At 73.4% G+C, this 14,111-nt stretch carries 15 protein-coding genes; 9 read left to right on the top strand and 6 right to left on the bottom strand.

Annotated elements, in window-relative coordinates; genetic code table 11:
* Positions 1-30: 30 nt before the first annotated feature.
* Both SM793_RS19065 and SM793_RS19060 read left to right on the top strand, forming a co-directional pair.
* The gene (locus SM793_RS19065; protein WP_320439413.1) at positions 31-990 is read left to right on the top strand and encodes an asparaginase; all 960 of its coding nucleotides are present in this window, start codon (positions 31-33) and stop codon (positions 988-990) included.
* Between the two features lie 255 nt (positions 991-1,245).
* Positions 1,246-1,461: a dodecin gene (locus tag SM793_RS19060; RefSeq protein ID WP_320439412.1), complete on the top strand. Its 216-nt coding sequence runs from the start codon at positions 1,246-1,248 to the stop codon at positions 1,459-1,461.
* Positions 1,462-1,485: 24 nt separating this feature from the next.
* Here SM793_RS19060 and SM793_RS19055 read toward each other — a convergent pair whose 3' ends face one another.
* From SM793_RS19055 to SM793_RS19045, 3 genes are read right to left on the bottom strand one after another with little or no spacing between them, the layout of a single operon-like run.
* Positions 1,486-2,310, bottom strand: coding sequence for a heme ABC transporter ATP-binding protein (locus SM793_RS19055; protein ID WP_320439411.1), 825 nt, complete (start codon positions 2,308-2,310; stop codon positions 1,486-1,488).
* Entirely contained in the window at positions 2,307-3,380 is a 1,074-nt protein-coding gene (locus SM793_RS19050; RefSeq protein ID WP_320439410.1) for an iron ABC transporter permease, read from the bottom strand. Before SM793_RS19050 ends, SM793_RS19055 begins: the two co-directional genes overlap by 4 nt.
* Positions 3,377-4,405 carry a heme/hemin ABC transporter substrate-binding protein gene (locus SM793_RS19045; RefSeq protein WP_413815992.1) on the bottom strand — a complete coding sequence of 343 codons (1,029 nt, stop codon included), beginning with the start codon at positions 4,403-4,405 and terminating at the stop codon, positions 3,377-3,379. The genes SM793_RS19050 and SM793_RS19045 overlap by 4 nt, the downstream gene beginning before the upstream one ends.
* 174 nt (positions 4,406-4,579) lie before the next feature.
* Between SM793_RS19045 and SM793_RS19040 the strand changes: the two genes are divergently transcribed.
* The 3 genes from SM793_RS19040 (at position 4,580) to SM793_RS19030 (ending at position 9,966) form a co-directional block, all read left to right on the top strand.
* Complete coding sequence (locus SM793_RS19040; protein WP_320439409.1) at positions 4,580-6,181, top strand: HtaA domain-containing protein; 1,602 nt, start codon at positions 4,580-4,582, stop codon at positions 6,179-6,181.
* 40 nt (positions 6,182-6,221) lie between these two features.
* On the top strand, positions 6,222-7,928 hold the full coding sequence (locus SM793_RS19035; protein ID WP_320439408.1) for an HtaA domain-containing protein: 1,707 nt from the start codon (positions 6,222-6,224) through the stop codon (positions 7,926-7,928).
* Positions 7,929-8,034: 106 nt separating this feature from the next.
* Positions 8,035-9,966, top strand: a complete 1,932-nt coding sequence (locus SM793_RS19030) for a hypothetical protein (RefSeq protein WP_320439407.1) — start codon at positions 8,035-8,037, stop codon at positions 9,964-9,966.
* Between the two features lie 141 nt (positions 9,967-10,107).
* Here SM793_RS19030 and SM793_RS19025 read toward each other — a convergent pair whose 3' ends face one another.
* Both SM793_RS19025 and SM793_RS19020 read right to left on the bottom strand, forming a co-directional pair.
* Positions 10,108-10,299 carry a DUF397 domain-containing protein gene (locus SM793_RS19025; protein ID WP_320439406.1) on the bottom strand — a complete coding sequence of 64 codons (192 nt, stop codon included), beginning with the start codon at positions 10,297-10,299 and terminating at the stop codon, positions 10,108-10,110.
* Positions 10,300-10,310: 11 nt separating this feature from the next.
* Positions 10,311-11,171, bottom strand: coding sequence for a helix-turn-helix transcriptional regulator (locus tag SM793_RS19020; protein WP_320439405.1), 861 nt, complete (start codon positions 11,169-11,171; stop codon positions 10,311-10,313).
* 258 nt (positions 11,172-11,429) lie between these two features.
* On the opposite strand from SM793_RS19020, the gene SM793_RS19015 reads away from it, so the two are divergent.
* The 4 genes from SM793_RS19015 to SM793_RS19000 all read left to right on the top strand — a co-directional run bounded on the left by SM793_RS19015 (position 11,430) and on the right by SM793_RS19000 (position 13,378).
* On the top strand, positions 11,430-11,795 hold the full coding sequence (locus SM793_RS19015) for an ATP-binding protein (protein WP_320439404.1): 366 nt from the start codon (positions 11,430-11,432) through the stop codon (positions 11,793-11,795).
* Positions 11,792-12,025, top strand: coding sequence for a hypothetical protein (locus SM793_RS19010; protein WP_320439403.1), 234 nt, complete (start codon positions 11,792-11,794; stop codon positions 12,023-12,025). The genes SM793_RS19015 and SM793_RS19010 overlap by 4 nt, the downstream gene beginning before the upstream one ends.
* The gene (locus SM793_RS19005; protein WP_320439402.1) at positions 12,022-12,198 is read left to right on the top strand and encodes a hypothetical protein; all 177 of its coding nucleotides are present in this window, start codon (positions 12,022-12,024) and stop codon (positions 12,196-12,198) included. The genes SM793_RS19010 and SM793_RS19005 overlap by 4 nt, the downstream gene beginning before the upstream one ends.
* A gap of 241 nt (positions 12,199-12,439) precedes the next feature.
* Positions 12,440-13,378 (top strand): LpqB family beta-propeller domain-containing protein, encoded by a 939-nt coding sequence (locus SM793_RS19000; protein WP_320439401.1) that lies wholly within the window; start codon positions 12,440-12,442, stop codon positions 13,376-13,378.
* A gap of 39 nt (positions 13,379-13,417) precedes the next feature.
* On the opposite strand, the gene SM793_RS18995 is transcribed toward SM793_RS19000, so the two are convergent.
* Positions 13,418-14,005 carry a hypothetical protein gene (locus tag SM793_RS18995; protein WP_320439400.1) on the bottom strand — a complete coding sequence of 196 codons (588 nt, stop codon included), beginning with the start codon at positions 14,003-14,005 and terminating at the stop codon, positions 13,418-13,420.
* Between the last annotated feature and the right edge of the window lie 106 nt (positions 14,006-14,111).

Here is a 14,111-nt window from a genome sequence, read left to right as displayed (position 1 = left end):
CCCACCCTCACCTCCGGAAGGCTCTTCACCATGTCCTACCCCGCCCTGCCCGTGCTCGCCGAGGTCGTCCGCTCGGGCTTCGTCGAGGGCCGGCACCACGGCTCCCTGGTCCTGCTCGCCGCCGACGGCTCGGTCGAGTTCGCCCTCGGCACGCCGGACGCTCCGGTGTTCCCCCGCTCCTGCGCCAAGCCCTTCCAGGCGGTGGCCACCCTGCGGGCCGGGCTGCCGCTGGAGGGCGAGCTGCTGGCGCTGGCGGCGTCCAGCCACTCCGCAGAATCGTTCCACCTCGCCGGTGTGCGGCGAATACTGGCCGACGCCGGCCTCGACGAGACCGCCCTGCGGACCCCTGCGGACCTCCCGCTGGACGGGATGGAGGCCGAACTCCACCTGCGCTGGGGCGGCGACCACGAGCCCGTCCTGATGGACTGCTCCGGCAAGCACGCCGGCTGGCTGGCCGCCTGCGTGGCCAACGACTGGCCCACCGACAGCTACCTCGACCCGGCGCACCCGATCCAGCGGCTGGCCCAGGAGGCCCTGGAGGAGGCCGTCGGCGAGACCTCCGCGCACGCCGGGGTGGACGGCTGCGGCGCGCCGCTGCTGGCCGTCAGCCTGACCGGCCTGGCCCGCGGCTACCGCTCCCTGCTGCTGGCCGGGCCCGGCACCCCGCAGCGCCGGGTCGCCGACGCGATGCGGGCGCACCCCGAGTACGTGGCCGGCACCCGCCGCTCCGACACCCGGCTGATGCGGGCGGTGCCGGGCGCGCTCGCCAAGATGGGCGCCGAGGCCGTCCAGGCGGTCGCGCTGCCGGACGGCCGGGCGCTCGCCTTCAAGATCGACGACGGTGCGGAGCGGGCCCGCGGCCCGGTCCTCGCCGCCGCCCTGCGCCGGCTCGGGGTCACCACGGAGGACGGCACGATCGACCGGATCGCCGCCGCGCCGCTGCTGGGCGGCGGCATCCCGGTGGGCGAGGTCCGGGCCGCCGGCTGGTAGTCGCCCGCTTGCGGGAGGAGTCTCGGGGCGGGTGTCGCCCGCTCGTGGGTGGGCAGTCTCGGGGCGGGTGTCGCCCGCTCGTGGGTGGGCAGTCTCGGGGCGGGTGCCGCCCGCTCGTGGGTGGCGAGTCCCGGGGCGGGTCCGCCCGTCCCGGGAGCCAGGGGCCCCGCTCCGTCCGGCGGTTGCCGACGTGCGGACGGGCGGGGCCCGGTGCACGGTGGATCGGGGGCCGTCGCACAGCTGAGGGAGTCCGCCATGAGCGAGCACGTGTACCGGGTGACCGAGATCGTCGGGTCCTCGACCGAGAGCATCGACGCCGCGATCCGCAACGGCGTGGAACGGGCCTCCCGGACCCTGCGCAACCTCGACTGGTTCGAGGTGACGCAGGTCCGGGGCCATCTCGAGGACGGGCGGATCCAGCACTTCCAGGTCGGCCTGAAGATCGGCTTCCGGCTGGACGACGAGAGCTGACGGCGGGGCGGGGGAGGCGCCGGGCTATCGGCGCTCCGGCAGCACCAGCGGGACACCCGTCCGCGGGTGCGGCAGCACCTCGACCGGGTGCCCGTACACCTTGCTGAGCAGCGGCGCCCGCAGCACCTCCGCCACCGGCCCGTCGGCGACGGTGGCGCCGTCGGCCAGCAGTACCACGCGGTCCGCGTAGGCCGCCGCCAGCGACAGGTCGTGCAGGACGACGACCACGCCGTCCCCGGCGGCGGCCCGGGTCCGGGCGAGGCGCAGCACGAGTTCCTGGTGCCGCAGGTCGAGCGCGGCGGTGGGTTCGTCCAGCAGCAGCAGTGCCGTGCGCTGGGCCAGCACCCGGGCCAGGGCGACCCGGGCCCGTTCGCCGCCGGAGAGGGCGGTGAACGGCCGTCCGGTGAACGCGGCGGACTCGGTGGCGGCCATCGCCTCGGCGACCACCCGTTCGTCCTCCTCGGCGGCGGCGGTGCCGGCCCAGGGGGCGCGGCCCATCCGGACCACCTCGTCGGCCGGGAACGGGAAGGACAGCGCGGCCGCCTGCGGGAGCAGCGCGCGCCGTCGGGCCAGGTCGACGGGCCGGTAGCCGGTCAGCGGACGGCCGTCCAGCCGGACTTCGCCCGCGCTCGGGACGAGGTCGCCGGCCAGGACGGAGAGCAGGGTGGACTTGCCGGCGCCGTTCGGTCCCAGCAGGGCGACGACTTCGCCGGCCGTGACCCGGACGTCCGCGCCGGCCAGCAGCTCGTGTCCGCCGAGGCTCAGCCGGACGGCCTGGGCGGTGATCAGTTCGGTGCCCGGGGCGGGGCGTTCGGGCACCTCGGGGCGGTTGCGCGGTCCGAGCCTCATGCCCAGCCTCCCTGCCTGGTCCTGGTGCGGCGCAGCAGCCAGAAGAAGAACGGGCTGCCGATCAGCGCGGTGAGTACGCCGAGCGGGAGTTCGGCCGGTTCGGCGAGGGTGCGCGCGGCGAGGTCGGCGGCGACCAGGACGAGCGCGCCGGCGAGCGCGGAGGCGGGCAGCAGGAAGCGGTGGCCCGGTCCGGCGAGCATCCGCAGCAGGTGCGGGACGACCAGGCCGACGAAGCCGATGATGCCGCTGACCGCGACCGCGGCGGCGGTGAGCAGGGCGACGACGGTGATCAGCACCAGTCGCATCCGCTCGACGTCCACGCCGAGGTGCCGGGCGGGCCGTTCGCCGAGCGCCAGGAGGTCCAGCGAGCGGGCGTAGCGGGGCGCGACGGCGAGCCCGACGAGCGCGAACGGGAGCACGCCGAGGACCTTGCCCCAGGTGGCCTGGGAGAGCGAGCCGAGCTGCCAGAAGGTGACCTGGCTGATCGCGGCGGTGTCGGCGGTGAACAGGAACAGGCCGATCAGCGCGCCGCAGAAGGCGTTCACGGCGACGCCGGTGAGGATCAGGGTGACCACCTCGGAGCGGCCGCCGGAGCGGGACATCGCGTACACCGCGAAGACCGTCAGCAGGCCGGTGGCGAAGGCGGAGGCGGTCACCGTCCAGGTGCCGAGCGCGTCCAGGCCGAGCACGATGCAGCCGACGGCGCCGACCGCGCCGCCGGAGGAGACGCCGATGACGGCCGGTTCGGCGAGCGGGTTGCCGAACACGCCCTGCATCAGGGCGCCCGCGCAGCCGAGCGAGCCGCCGACCAGCAGGGCCAGTACCACCCGGGGCAGCCGGACGTTCCAGAGCACCGACTCGGGGACGCGGTCGAGTTGGTGGCCGCCGAGGCCGAGCCGGTGGCCGAAGGAGGCGAGGATGTCGCCGAGCGGGATCCGGTAGGCGCCGGTCCCGGCCGCGAGCACGGCGCAGAGCACCAGGGCGGCGGCCAGGCCGACGGTGAGCAGGGTGGTCCGACCGGGCCGTCGCGCGGTCGTGGCGGCGCTGCCGCCCGTCGCGGCGGCGGTCACCCGGCGGCCCCGGGGTAGAGCTGTTCGGCGATCTCCTGGATCACCCGGGGCGTGCGCGGGCCGTAGCTGAGCAGCTGGCCGTCCTCGATCGAGACGATCCGGCGGTCGAGGCCGGCCGGGGTCTGGGCGACGCCGGGCAGCTTGAGCAGGCCGTCGACGCCGCCGACGGAGTCGAGTCCCTTGCTCATCACCAGGATCGCGTCGGGGGCGGCCTTGACCAGGGCCTCGCTGGTGAGCGGGGTGAAGTCGCCGGTGAGGCCGGCGGCGGTGCCGGCGTCCTCGCCGCCGACCGCTGTGATCAGCGAGCCGGCGCCGGAGGCCGGGCCGCCGAGCAGGTAGACCGAGGCGCTGCCGCGCAGGTAGAGGAAGGCGACCTTGGGGTGGCGCCCGACGGCCGGCAGGGCGGCCCTGGCGGCGGTGGTCCGCTGTTCGGTGCGTTCCTTCAACTGCCATCCAGCGTCGGGGACCCCGAGTGCGGCGGCGACGGCGTCGATGCGCGGGCCGACGTCCTCCAGCCGCTTGGCGTCGTCCAGGACGAGGAGGGGGACGCCCGCCGCCCGGATCTGGGCGATCGCCTCGGCCGGGCCGGTGGAACGGTCGGCGAGGACGACGGTCGGGTGCAGCGAGAGCACGCCCTCGGCGGAGACCTCGTGGGCCTGGGTGATCACGGGCAGGGCGGCGGCCTGCTGGAAGGTGGTGGAGACGTCCCGGGCGACGGCCCTGGGGCCGAGGCCGAGGCTGAAGACGATCTCGGCCAGGCTGCCGTTGAGCGGGATGATCCGCTCGGCGCTGGCGACGGTGACGGCCCGGCCGTCGGCGGAGGCGGCGGTGGCCGGGAGGGCGGGGACCGGTGTGTCGGGCAGCGGTTCGACCGCGTCCGGGGCCCGTGAGGTGCCCGCCCCGGCGGCCGCGCCGACGCCGCCGGAGGCCGTGCCGCAGGCGGTCAGGGCGAGCAGCGGGCCGAGGAGCAGCAGCAGGATCGCGGGCCGGCGGGCGGCCCTGGTTCGGTGGGTACTGCTGCTCAACGTCGTTCCCTTCGATGGGAGTTGTCGCCGCCGGGGGCGGGGGTGCGGGGGGCGTCCGGCGGGGCTCTTGACTCATATATTAGGTTAGCCTTACCTAAAGACCGCAAGGGGGTCCGTGCTGCGCCGGCCCCGGTTTCGCCCTGCCCTTCCCCGTCGCGCCGAGGAGTGATCCGCGTGCCTCTGCCCCATCGGCTCCGCCGTACGGCCGCCGCCCTGGTGGCCGCCCTGGCGGCCCTGCTGACCGTTGTGGTCCTCCCCGGCCGGGCGGTGGCGGCCGAGGGCGGGGTGTCCGGCGGGCGGCTGGACTGGGGGATCAAGCAGTCCTTCCTGGCCTATGTCACCGGGCCCGTCGCCAAGGGCACTTGGGCGCTCACCGGGGGAGCGGCCACGGTGTCGGGCAGCGGCTTCCGGTTCCACTCGGCCGCCGGTTCGTACGACCCGGCGAGCGGCGCGCTGACGGCCGCGTTCTCGGGCGGGGTACGGTTCACCGGGCACCAGGAGAACGGCGCGAACGCGCTCGACCTGAGCATCGGCCGGCTCACCTTCCGGGCCGCCGCGGGCGGCGCGGCCGGACTGTACGCGGACGTCAGCAGCAAGTCCCGGGAGACCGGGCAGGTCGCCAACGCCGGCCAGGCCAAGCTGGCCGAACTCTCGCTGGCCGGTGTCGACCTGCGCGGCGCGGCCGGGACCCTGACGCTCGGCAACGTCCCGGCGACCCTGACCGAGGCGGGGGCCAAGGCCTTCGGCGGCTTCTACACCGCCGGGACGGCCCTCGACCCGGTCAGCCTCTCGGTCAACCTCCCGGCGGCGCAGCCCACTTCGACGCCGTCGGCTCCGGTCTCCCCGTCGGCGGCAACGCCGTCCGCCTCGGCTCCGGCGGCGACCGCTCCGGCTGCTCGGACCAGCCCGGCAACGCCGACCGGTCCGGCAACGCCGACCAGCCCGACCGCGCCGACCGGCCCGGCAACGCCGACCGGCCCGGCCGCCACCCCGCAGGCCGCCCCCGCCACCGGGTTCGCCAACGGCGCGCTCGACTGGGGCGTGCGCCGGACCTTCCGCGACTACGTCACCGGCTCGATCGCCCAGGGCCGCTGGGAGACCTCGGGCGGCGCGGCCGACGGCGGCGCGTTCTTCCGCTGGACGCCCGCCGAGGGCAGCTACGACCCGGCCACCGGAGCGCTCACCGCGGCCTTCACCGGCAGCGTCCGCTTCACCGGGCTGAAGAGCGGCGACAGCCACGGCCTGGACCTCACCCTGGCCAACACCGCTGTCACCGTGGCCGACGGCAGGGGCGTGCTGCGCGCCGACGTCTCCGGCCGTACCCCGGACGGCGCCGCCCAGCAGCTCACCGGAGTCGAGCTGGGCACCTTCGACCCGGCCGGGCTCACCACCGAGGGCGGCCTGCTCAAGGCCGTCGAACTTCCGCTCACGCTCACCGAGCCGGGCGGGAAGGCCTTCGGCGGCCTCTACCCGGCGGGCACCGCGATGGACCCGCTGAGCTTCGCCGTCGCGCTCGACCCGGCGGCCGCCCTCCCGCCGCTGCCGGACCTCGGCAGCGCCCCGGCGGTCGCGCCGGCCCCGTCGGCCACGACCGCTCCGCCGACCCCGCCCGCCGCGCCGGTCGCGGCGCCGGTCGCCGCGGCCGCCGGTGACTCGGGCGGCGTCCCGACGGCGGCCGTGGTCGGCGGCGGACTGCTCGCCGCCGCGTCGGCCGTGACCGCAGGTCTGCTCGTCCTGCGCCGCCGTCGTCGCGCCACCCCCGCCGACGCGGCCTGAACCCCTTCCACTTCCCCCCGCTCACTGATCGGAGACCCCCATGTCCCGCAACCGCACCCGGATGGCCGCCCTGGCCGCCGTCACCGCCGGCCTCGGCCTGACCGCCTTCGGCGCCCCGGTCCTGGCCTTCGGCGCCGGCGCGCCGAGCAGTGTCACCTACGACACCGGCTCGCTGGACTGGGGGGTCAAGGCCGGCTTCCGGAGCTATGTCACCGGGCCGATCGGCCAGGGCGCGGTGGAGCTGAGCGGCGGCGCGACCACCAACGCCGACGGCGGCTTCCGCTTCGGGCTGGCGAGCGCGAGCTACGACCCGGGCACCCACGCGCTGACCTCCGCCTTCACCGGCGGGGTGCGGTTCACCGCCCACCACGGCGCGCTGGACGTGGGTCTGAGCGATCTCAAGGTCACCACCGCCGGGATGACCGGCACGCTCACCGCCGACACCGCGTCCAAGGAGTCGGTGGGCGCCTCCGAGGTCACCCGGCGCGACGACGTCCCGCTGGTGACCTTCACGGTCGGCCGGGACACCACCACCGGCGTGCCGACGGCGGCGAAGCTGACCGAGCAGGGCGCCAAGGCCTTCGCCGGCTTCTACGCGGCCGGGTCGGACATGGACCCGCTCTCGCTGCTGCTCAAGCAGAACCCGGCCACGCCGTCCCCGACCGCCACGCCGACGCCGACCCCCACGGTCACCGCCACCGCTACCGGCACCCCCACGGCCACCGCCTCGCCGACCGGGACGGCGTCGCCGACGGCCACCGCCCCGCCGACCAGGACGGCGTCCCCGACGGCCACCGCTTCGCCGACGGCCACGGCCTCGCCGACGGCCACCGCCGGCCCGACGGCCACCTCCTCGCCCACCGCCACCGGTTCGCCGAGCGCGACCGAGTCGCTCACCGCGACCGGCGGCCCGTCCACCGCGCCGAGCACCGGCACCGGTGAACTCACCGTCGTCAACGGCACCCTGGACTGGCAGGTCAAGGAGAGCTTCCGCAGGTACCTGCAGAGCCCGGTGGCCAACGGCAAGGTGGAGTTCGCGGGCGGCGCGGCCGACTACCGCTTCGCCGGTGCCAAGGGCGCGTACAACACCAGGAGCCACACGCTCTCGGCGGGCTTCGCGGGCTCGGTGCGCTTCCTCGGGCACCCGGGCGAGGGCGGCGGGTACCAGCTGGACACCACCTTCTCCAAGCTGGGCCTGAGCATCGGCAAGGACGGCGCCTTCCTGACCGCCGACGTCAACGCCAAGTCCCTGGACGGGAGGACGACCACGCTGTCCGGCGCCCGGATCGCCGAGCTGGACCTGTCCAAGGCGAGCCTGGCCCCGGTCGACGGCGTGGTGACGCTGAACGCCGTCCCGGCCAAGCTGACCGCCGAGGGCGTGCCGGCCTTCGCCAACTACAAGGCGGGCGAGGCGCTCGACCCGGTCACCGTCTCGCTGGCCTTCGACAAGAACGCCCACCGGCCCACCGGCCCGGCGGCCGGTGGCACCGGCGGTGCGGGCGGTGCGAGCGGCGCCGGCGCTGCCGGTGGTACCGGCACCGGCACCGGTTCGGGTACCGGCGGCACGGTCGGCGGCGCCTCCCTCACCACCACCGGCAGCGGCGCTTCGGTCGGGGGCTCCGGCGTCCTGGCCTCGACCGGCTCGTCCACCCCGGTGGTACCGCTGCTGGCCACCGCCGGCGGCCTGCTGCTGCTCGGCGGCGGTGCCACCGCCCTGGCCCGCCACCGCGCGTCCCTCGGCGCCTGATCTTCGGTCGGCAGATGCTGTGGCCCTCGCTCGGTCCGAGCGAGGGCCACAGCGCTTTGGCGCTTGGAGCCGGACGGACCGTCGCCGTTGCGCACTCAGAGTGTCCGTGCTGACACTTGCCGTGAGCGCACGGTTCGTATTCGTCGCGTTCCCACCTGAGACGACCTGCATGGGAGGCCGAGAGAACGTGCTGGGACGACGGATTCCGGGGGAAGGCGAAGGCGAGGGGCGAGGGCGTCGTCTGCTGAGCGCGCTCGCGTCGGTGGGCGCCCTTGCGCTGAGTGGGGGTGCGCTTCTGCCACCGCCCGTGGCAGTCGCCGCAGTGGCGGCCGACGCGGTCGCGGTTGCGGACGCGTGTTCGGTGGCGAACGGTACGACGGTCTGCGGGACTCCCGGCTCCTTCACCTACACCGTGCCGGAGAACGCGCTGCAGGTCCGGTTCACCGTCGTCGGCGGGGGCGGCGGCGGGGGCGGCGGGCTCTTCGGCGCCGGGGGCGGAGCCGGTGCCGCGATCGCCTGCACTGTCACCGGCCTGGCCCCGGGCACGGCGCTGGCGGTGACGGTGCCCGGGGGCGGAACCGCCGGTGCACCGGTGCAGGGTTCGCAGGCCCTGAGTCCTGCCGGAGGCGGCCAGGCCGCTTCCGTCACCGCTTCCGGTTTGGCCATCTCCGCCGCCGGTGGCGGAGGAGGCGCCGGTAACGTCGTCAGGGTCGGTGGTCTCGCTGGCCTCGGTGGTCTCGCTGACCCTGCTGACCTCGGCGATTTCGGCGATTTCGGCGACCTTGGCGACCTCGCTGACCCTGCTGACCTCGCTGACCTTGGCAATCTCGGCGGCGTCGACGGTGGCGCCGGTAGCGGTAGCGGCAGCGGTGGGGGCGCGGGCGGCACGGCGAACGGCTCTCCGGAGAAGAGCGCCGGCCAGCCGGGCACCTCACCGACCTGCACCGCGTCCGGCAACGGGCTGACGGCTGTCACGGGCCCGGCCGCCACCAGCACCGCCGGGCAGTCCGGATCGGCCGGCGGCAAGGGCGGGACGATCTCTCCTGCCGGGTTCGCAGCCCAGTGCCCCGAGGCCGGCTTCGGCGGGCAGGGCGGCCTGGGCGGCCTGGGCGGACTAGGTGACTTCCTTGACTTTGGCGGCCTGTTCGGCCTGGGTGACCCCAGGTCCGACGATGGTCGGCCGGGGTGCGTCCTGATCACTCCCGTCCTGTCCTGTCCTCCCGACGGGTCCGCTTCTGTTTCCGTCTGCGCCCCCGGCCTCGCGCGGTACACGGTCCCCGCGCAGACCAGCACGCTGACCGTCACGGCTGTGGGTGCTGCGGGCAGCGGCGGTGGCGGTGGCGGCGGTCAGGGCGTCAGCATCACCTACGGCGACGGCGGTGGTGGCCAGGGCGCCACGGGCGGAGGTGCGGCGGCAGCCCTCACCTGCACGTTCACCGGACTCCAGGCCGGGACCGTCCTGGACATCACGGTGCCCTTCACCACGCCCGGCGGAGCGGGCGGACGCGGCGGCGCCGGCTACAGCACCACCACTGCCGGTCACCCCGGCGGCGGTGGCACGGGCGGCCGGGCCGCGTCCGTCACCGGCCCCGGTGGAGTCGCGGTACTCGCGCCCGGCGGGGGCGGCGGGGCGGGCGGCCACGGCTCTGCCAACCAGCCCGCGGGTGGTGACGGAACCGCCGGTAGTCCGGCCGGGCAGGGCGGCGGGGCCGGTGGATCAGGCGGCTTCGCCCGGGCCACCGGCGGCCAGGCGGGCGCCGACCCGATCTGCGCGGCCACCGCCGACGGCGTGAACGCCACGCCTGTCGTCTACACCGGCACGGCCGGTGGCACGGTGATTGACGGCCGGCCCGGCAGCACCGGCGGGACTGTCTCCCTGCCTCCTGTCGTCGCCGGCAGTTGTCCCGCCGGGACCGGCAACGGCGGAAGCGGGGGCAACGGCGGAAAGGGCGGTGAGGGAGGACAGGCCGATGGGCAGGTCGGCGCAAACGGGGCCGATGGCCCGAGCGGCTGCGTTCTCATCGTCGCCACCCCGTGAACCGGGGCCCTGCCGGCGAACTGCTGCTCCTGGGCCGTGGAGCCACCACCTTGGTCCGCCAGCGTAGTTAGTTGCCTGTGGCCCTCGCTCGATCCGAGCGAGGGCCACAGCATTTGGTGCGGGAAGCAGATGGAACCGGGGTCATGCGTGGTGGTCGAGTTTCCCGGCCTTGATGGCGCTGAGGAGGTCGGCGAAGGCGGCCGGGTCGGTGTGGAGGATGACATCGCCGTCGTCGGACTCCCGGAGTTCGACCAGGCCAGCCCCTGTGCGGACCTCAACACAGTTGGCGTCGTCGCCACTGAAGCTGGACTTCTGCCAATCGAGCTCTGACATGTGCGCCTTCCTTAAAGGGTGTAGCGAAGATGTTGGATCAGACCCCAGGAGTCGTGTTCGACACGAGATCGCAGCGGGCGAGACGCGTCCAGCGCCGGGAGAGCAAGGGACTTGAGCCGCTCAAACTTCGAGTTGTAGGTAGTGATTTCTTCCTGGTCGCTCAAGTACGAGGTGCCACCGGGGTGCTCCCACAGCACTGTGTCCAGGTCACGGTGCTGACCATGCACGATCATAAATGGCGTGCCTGTGGAGACGAAGTCGGTGCAGCGGAAGGGCAGGATCTGGATGGTGATGTGAGGGAGTTCGCTGACCTCGACCAGGTGATCCAACTGGTCCCTCATCGCGCCCGAGCCGCCGAATCGAGTATGGAGCGCGGCTTCATGGATCACCGCATGGAACGGGATGGCCGTGTCCTCGCCTACGACCCGTTGGCGGCTTTGTCGAAACTCCATCTTCTTCTTGTCGCCGCTGAGCATGACCTCGCTGTAGCTGGGGATCTGCAGCAGTCCGGGGATCAGCAGAGTTTCGTAGCTGGACAGCGAAGCGGCAGTCGACTCGGATTCCGCCAGATCGAGGGCAGTGGTAGTGACGAACCCCTTGAAGGAGCTCCACCAGCCCTTCCCATTGCTGAGCCCCATCTGCTGTAGCGCCGCCACATAGGTCTCATCCATGTGACCATATGACCCCAGCAGAACGGTCAGGCGATCAGGATCCAGCCCCGTACGTCCCGCCTCGATGTGGCTCAGCTGTGGGCCGCCCATGCCGACGAGTGCTCCGGCGTCTTTGACCGCCAGCCCCGCGCTCTCGCGGAGGCGCCTCAGCTCGGCGCCGAATCGCCGCTGCCTCTCACTGATTTGGGTCCTGAGTGCCAAGGGGTGTCCTTCCGTGTCGGAGCAGTCTCCCGCTGCACGGGTCCGGGATGCCACTCGCGCGAGTGAGACCTCTCGTTCCCGAAGGCTCATCTTCCCGGATCGTGTTGCACGCGTGGAACCTTATGACCTACCGTCAGTGTTGCGTCGGTCACATGGCAGATGGTCAGCAATGCCGTGTGCCAGGGCAGTAGGTGCATGCTGCCTCGTTGGGCCCGCCGACGTCCCCCTGTTCCCCTGCCTCTCCCACGGAGGTCTGTCATGCGTGCCCTCAACCCGCCCGACTGCTCCATCGCCCGTGCCGAGCTCCGGGCCGCCCTCTCCTCCTCGGGCTGGCCGCCCGACGTGATCGACGACGCCGAACTCGCCTTCCACGAGCTGTACATCAACGCCTGGCAGCACGCGGGCTGCCAGGCGCCGTCCGTCCTCGTCTGCCTCCGGCCCGCCGTGCTCCGGGTCTCGGTGTGCGACGACTGCCCGGACCTGCCCTCCTCCCCCCACCCCGCCGACCTCTACTCGCTCTCCGGGCGCGGGCTCCACCTCGTTCGCGCCCTCACCCACCGCTTCGGCGTCGACCCCGTCAAGGCCGGCAAGGTCACCTGGTTCGAACTGGACGCCGCCGCGTGAACACCCCGCACGAACCGCACGACGCGTACCTGCGCACCTACACCGAACCCGAAGTGACCTCCCTCCTCCGTGAACTCCACGAGCGGGGCAAGCCCTTCGGCATCCAGTGGGGCTCCGCCGCCGTCTCGGACCTCACCATCGACGGCCGCCTCCTCGTCGACTTCGGCGACACCTCCGTCGCCACTCTCCTCAACCTGCTCACACTCCTCCGCGAAGCGGGCTGGGGATGAGCACCTTCCTCGTCGGCGCGGCCTTCGCCCTTCTCCTGGCCCTCGCCATCGCCACCGTGATCACGGGCGTCGTCACCGCCCTCAAGATCGGCCCGCCCCCGCCGCCGATCACCTGCCGCGGCTGCCGGGGGATCCACACCCCCACGGACCGCACCCTCGATCAGGCTCGATGAAACGCCTCGGGGTAGGAAGTCGGCCGGACCGACTTCCTGCTCCGTCGCATTGTGTAGATCCAGTGACGCTGTTTCACATCCGTGACGGTTGGCGCACAGATCAGCGAAGCACGGCTGACAGGCTTCTCTCATCGCACAGAGCAGCGAGTGATCAAACAGGCGGACGACAGTCCGCCGGGGACGATGGGCGCGGCTCTGCTACGGCACCGGACCATCACGTCGTTCCTGGGGGAATCCAGTCATGAGCAAGGCCCTTTCGTTCCGCAAGTCCTCGTTCCGCGCCGCGAAGTTCGCCGCCGTCGCCGCCCTGACGCTCGGCCTCGTGGCCACCGTCAGCCCGGCCGCCCAGGCCGCCTCGCTCGGTGCCTCGGGCACGAAGGGGTTGAAGCACAACGTGCTGACCGTCAGCAACGGCACCCGGTACGTGCAGATCGACGGCAAGACGGTCGACTTCCGCACCGTCGTGCGGGACCTCGCCTGGTCCCCGGACGGCAACAAGGCCGTCTTCATCGACGGTGCGGGCAACCTCGTCCTCTCCGACGCGGACGGCAGCAACCGGGTCACCGTGGCCAAGAACCCCGGTGGACAGAACTGGAACCACCCCACCTGGCAGGCGATCCCGGGCTACGCGGAGGCGGAGCTTCCGGCCCGGAACAACATCGTCTTCGTCGCGAGGAAGAACGGCGTCTCCCGTCTGGAGACCATTCCCGCCACCGCTGTCCAGGGCCAGCCGACCGAGCTGTCCGTCTCGGGCGGCGTCGACGCTCCCGCCCTGCCGGAGACGGGCAACATCTGGCCGAACGCGAGCAGCAAGGCGGGCACCGCCGTCTACGCCAACGCCGACAACGGCACCGTCTACATCCACGACGACTACCTGCGTTCGCAGAGCGACGTGCTGACCAAGGGCTCCCAGCCCGCGCTCTCGCCCGACGGCGAGGATGTCGTCTTCGTCCGCTCGGTGCAGGGACACGACCACCTCTTTGTGCAGGGCCTGGGTGACAAGACCGCCAAGGACCTCACCCCCAAGGCCACCACCGACTACACCCAGCCGACCTTCTCGCCGGACGGCCGGACCATCGCCGCCCGGACGCCCAAGGGCATCGTCACCCTCCCGGTCAGCGGTGCCGCCAAGCCCGTCGTGGTCACCAGCCGCGTCGGCCTGCCGGCCTACCGCGGCTGACACCGACGAGCACGGGGACCGTTGGACCGCCCGGCCGGGTCAGCTACCGGCCCGGCGGTCCAACTCCGTTTTAAGGTCGGCGAGATGCTCGTCCGCATTGTCATGGGGCAGGAGCTCCACCACGTCGAGGAAACGGAACAGCACCCGGCTCTCGGTGATCCCGTACTCGTAGTCGGCGAAGCCCACCACGGCGCCGGTCGTGCCCCGTACCGTGCCCCGTACGACGTGTCCGGTCAACTCGTCGGGCTGCTCGGCCGACTGCCTGCGCCGCGCGTTGGGCCGGGCCAGGTACGGGCAGACCATCGAGGCGTAGAGCATGCAGGCGCGGTGGCCGGGGCCCTCCAGGGTCGGGGAGAGATTGCGGTAGGGCCGCCCGGCCGCCAGTGCCTCGGCGATCGCGGCGCTCTCCGTCTCGCCGACCACCCGCCACACCGGCCCCTTGGGCATCAGCAGGTTGCAGACCGAACAGAGCCGGCCGCGCGCGCAGTCGGCGCTGCGGCCGTAGTCCGTCAGCGCGAACTGGGGTTGGTCGCCCTCCCACGGCGTGATCGCCGGAACGGGGTAGCCGCGCCCATCGCGGGGCCTGGCATCGATGGACGGCGGTATCGGGACGTTGTCAAAGCGCACGCCCCATCAGTACCAGGTACCGCCTTCGCCGCACAGCGCCGGAGCCCGGGAGAACCCGCCGAAGCGCCTCGGAGCAGGAGGTCGGCCGATCCGACTTCCTGCTCCG

This window comes from Kitasatospora purpeofusca (assembly GCF_034043715.1).
Lineage (GTDB): Bacteria > Actinomycetota > Actinomycetes > Streptomycetales > Streptomycetaceae > Kitasatospora > Kitasatospora purpeofusca_A.
Note: the sequence above shows the minus strand (reverse complement) of the source record. Positions and strands in the feature narration are given on the sequence as shown.

Coding starts and splice junctions, on each gene's coding strand:
- SM793_RS19065 (WP_320439413.1), top strand. CDS start 31: ATGTCCTACCCCGCCCTGCCCGTGCTCGCCGAGGTCGTCCGCTCGGGC.
- SM793_RS19015 (WP_320439404.1), top strand. CDS start 11,430: ATGCGTGCCCTCAACCCGCCCGACTGCTCCATCGCCCGTGCCGAGCTC.
- SM793_RS19000 (WP_320439401.1), top strand. CDS start 12,440: ATGAGCAAGGCCCTTTCGTTCCGCAAGTCCTCGTTCCGCGCCGCGAAG.
- SM793_RS19005 (WP_320439402.1), top strand. CDS start 12,022: ATGAGCACCTTCCTCGTCGGCGCGGCCTTCGCCCTTCTCCTGGCCCTC.
- SM793_RS19055 (WP_320439411.1), bottom strand. CDS start 2,310: ATGAGGCTCGGACCGCGCAACCGCCCCGAGGTGCCCGAACGCCCCGCC.
- SM793_RS19060 (WP_320439412.1), top strand. CDS start 1,246: ATGAGCGAGCACGTGTACCGGGTGACCGAGATCGTCGGGTCCTCGACC.
- SM793_RS19035 (WP_320439408.1), top strand. CDS start 6,222: ATGTCCCGCAACCGCACCCGGATGGCCGCCCTGGCCGCCGTCACCGCC.
- SM793_RS19025 (WP_320439406.1), bottom strand. CDS start 10,299: ATGTCAGAGCTCGATTGGCAGAAGTCCAGCTTCAGTGGCGACGACGCC.